The organism is Rhizobacter sp. P3_C12 (assembly GCF_056402735.1).
This window is the reverse complement of sequence record NZ_JBFUGW010000494.1, coordinates 1-2593: the sequence shown is the minus strand read 5'-3', so window position 1 is coordinate 2593 and position 2593 is coordinate 1. Positions and strand designations below refer to the sequence as shown.

The window sequence follows — 2593 nt, the reverse complement described above, 5'->3', positions numbered from 1 at the left end:
GACCTACACCGACTGGACCTTCGGCGAGTTGCCGGAGCTGATGGAGGTGAAGCGCGGCAGCCAGGTGCTGGTGGGGTTCCCGGCGCTGATCGACCGTGGCAGCCATGTGCAGATCGAGGTGTTCGACGAGCCGGACGTGGCGGCGCACAAGCACCGGGCCGGCCTGCGGCGGCTGGTGGCGCTGCAGATCCGTGACGCGCTGAAGTACCTCGAGAAGAACATCCCCGACCTGCAGAAGATGGCGGTGCTGTACATGCCGCTGGGCACGGCCGAGGAACTGCGCGAGCAGATCATCGACCTGGCGCTCGACCGTGCGTTCCTTGCCGACCCGTTGCCGGCCGATGCGCAGGCCTTCCGGCGGCGCATCGACGAAGGGCGAGGGCGCCTGACGCTGATCGCCAACGAGATCGCCCGCAGCGTGATCGTGGTGCTGACCGAATTCGCCGCGRCACAGCGCAAGCTGAAGGATGCGCGGGCGCCGAAGGAGGTGGCCGACGACGTGCAGGCGCAGCTGGCCCGGCTGGTGCCGAAGCGCTTCGTGGGGGCGACGCCGTGGGCCCAGCTGGCGCACCTGCCGCGCTACCTGAAGGGCGTGGTGATGCGGCTGGACAAGCTGCGTGCCGACCCGGCGCGGGATGCCCAGCGCCTGGCCGAACTGCGCCCGCTGGAGCAGCGCTGGCTGCGGCTGCTGGCCGATCGCAAGGGCGTGCACGACGGGCGGTTGGAGGAGTTCCGCTGGCTGCTGGAGGAGTTGCGGGTCAGCCTGTTTGCGCAGGAATTGCGGACGCCGCAGCCGGTGAGCGTGAAGCGGCTGGAGAAGGCGCTGGGGGCGTTGACGGTGTGATCTGCAGAATTCCTGCACATTCCCCTTGCATGCTCGCTCCCCCATTCACTCCTGCAGGGAGAGCCTCCATGCCATTTTTGTCTCCCCAGTCCTCGCCCCACTCCAAAGATCACCGCAGCCTGCGGCGCCCGATTCCGCGACTGACCACCGGCCTGCTCGTCGTCGTCCTGGCGGCCGTCTGTTCAGCCTGCGCAACGATCATGGGTCAGCCAACCCAGACACTGCCGATTTCCAGCGCACCCAGCGAAGCCAGCATCACCGTCGTTGACGAGGCCGGCGTCGAAGTGTTCAAGGGCGCCACGCCCACCTCGGTCACGCTGCTGAAGAGCACCGGCAAGTACTGGGGCAAGAAGAACTTCACCGTCACCATCACCAAGCCGGGCTTCCAGACGCAGGTCATCCCGGTCACCGCGTCGGCCAACGGCTGGTACATCGCCGGCAACCTGGTGTTCGGCGGCCTGATCGGCTGGTTCATCGTCGACCCGCTGAGCGGCAACATGTACACGCTGTCGCCGGAAGCCGTGGCGGGCACCCTGGCCACGGCCAAGTCCGCGCACAACAACACGGCCAAGGACGGCAGCATCGCCATCATGCTGATCGAGGACGTGCCGGCGGCACTGCGCTCGCAGATGGTGTCGGTGCGTTGATGCCACAGTGCGCTTTGTTCCAGCGCACTCCACGGCCGGCAACCGGCCGGTGCTGGTTACAATGCGGCCGTTCGGGGTGTAGCGCAGCCTGGTAGCGCAACTGGTTTGGGACCAGTGGGTCGGATGTTCGAATCATCTCACCCCGACCATCAACTCTTTCCCATCTGCAGGCCTTCAGCCTGTCCCCTCGCTGCCCGTAGCTCAACTGGATAGAGCAGCTGCCTTCTAAGCAGCAGGTCGGGGGTTCGAGTCCCTCCGGGCAGGCCAGTATTGGCGCGGGTTTGCGGTCGGTTCCGCAGTTCAAATTTCTAACGCCGGCACATTCTTCTAACGCGTAGCCCGGTCTTGCGCGCGACTTTGTGCCGCAAGTAGTCCGCCGTCTGCGCTTCGGTCGAGTGCTGGCCCATCTTCCGGGCCTCGCCAATCCCCTGCCGCGCGTCCTTGTCGGTCAGGGCCTGGCCGCGTCACGTCACCCCGTATTCACATGCACCCGCAGGTGCAGCCGCCGGTACGCCTGCGGCGTCATGCCGGTCGATCGCTTGAACAGCCGCCGGAAATAGCCGGCGTCGTCGAAGCCGCAGCGCGCGGCGATGGCATCGATCGAGGTCTTGCCTTCGGCCAGCAGGGCCGTCGCCTGGCGCAGCCGCCGCAGGTGGATGGCCTCGGTCAGCGTGCAGCGGTAGATGGTGCGGAACACCCGCCCCAGGTAGTCGGCGTTGCAGCCCAGCGCCGCGGCAATCGTCGAGGTGCTCATCGGTCCGTGGAAGCCGGTGCAGATCAGCGCCTCGGCCCGCGCCGCCAGCACGGCCGCCGAGCTGTCCTGCACGCTGCCGATGGTCCCGACGGCGCGCGAGTTCGTCACCTCCCACAGCATCAGCATCAGCATCAGGCTCATCGGAACCTGGCGCTCGCCCAGCAGCTCCTGCTCGTTCAGGAAGCGCCGGAACAGGCTGGTCATCTGCTCGGGGCGCGCCACCATCGCGTGCTGCGGCACGTCGAGCATCTGCGCGGCCTGCCGCGCCGGCTTGGCGGGCAGTACGAAGTGCGCCCAGAAGAACTGCAGGTCGGGCGGGTAGGGCAGGGTACCGCCGTGCTCCTTGCC

Annotated in this window: 3 protein-coding genes and 2 tRNA genes; 4 read left to right on the top strand and 1 reads right to left on the bottom strand. The window is 67.4% G+C overall.

Going from position 1 to position 2593, the window contains the following annotated elements; genetic code table 11:
• The 4 genes from AC1DXV_RS33715 to AC1DXV_RS33700 all read left to right on the top strand — a co-directional run.
• A partial coding sequence (locus AC1DXV_RS33715; RefSeq protein ID WP_477937919.1) for a DUF3418 domain-containing protein occupies positions 1 to 844 on the top strand: 844 nt, incomplete at its 5' end.
• 200 nt (positions 845 to 1044) lie between these two features.
• Positions 1045 to 1491: a hypothetical protein gene (locus tag AC1DXV_RS33710; protein ID WP_477937917.1), complete on the top strand. Its 447-nt coding sequence runs from the start codon at positions 1045 to 1047 to the stop codon at positions 1489 to 1491.
• Between the two features lie 72 nt (positions 1492 to 1563).
• Positions 1564 to 1640, top strand: a tRNA-Pro gene (locus tag AC1DXV_RS33705).
• A gap of 41 nt (positions 1641 to 1681) precedes the next feature.
• A tRNA-Arg gene (locus AC1DXV_RS33700) sits at positions 1682 to 1758 on the top strand.
• A gap of 202 nt (positions 1759 to 1960) precedes the next feature.
• On the opposite strand, the gene AC1DXV_RS33695 is transcribed toward AC1DXV_RS33700, so the two are convergent.
• Positions 1961 to 2593: helix-turn-helix domain-containing protein (locus AC1DXV_RS33695; protein WP_477937915.1), on the bottom strand; the 633-nt coding region annotated here is incomplete at its 5' end.

Coding starts and splice junctions, on each gene's coding strand:
- AC1DXV_RS33710 (WP_477937917.1), top strand. CDS start 1,045: ATGGGTCAGCCAACCCAGACACTGCCGATTTCCAGCGCACCCAGCGAA.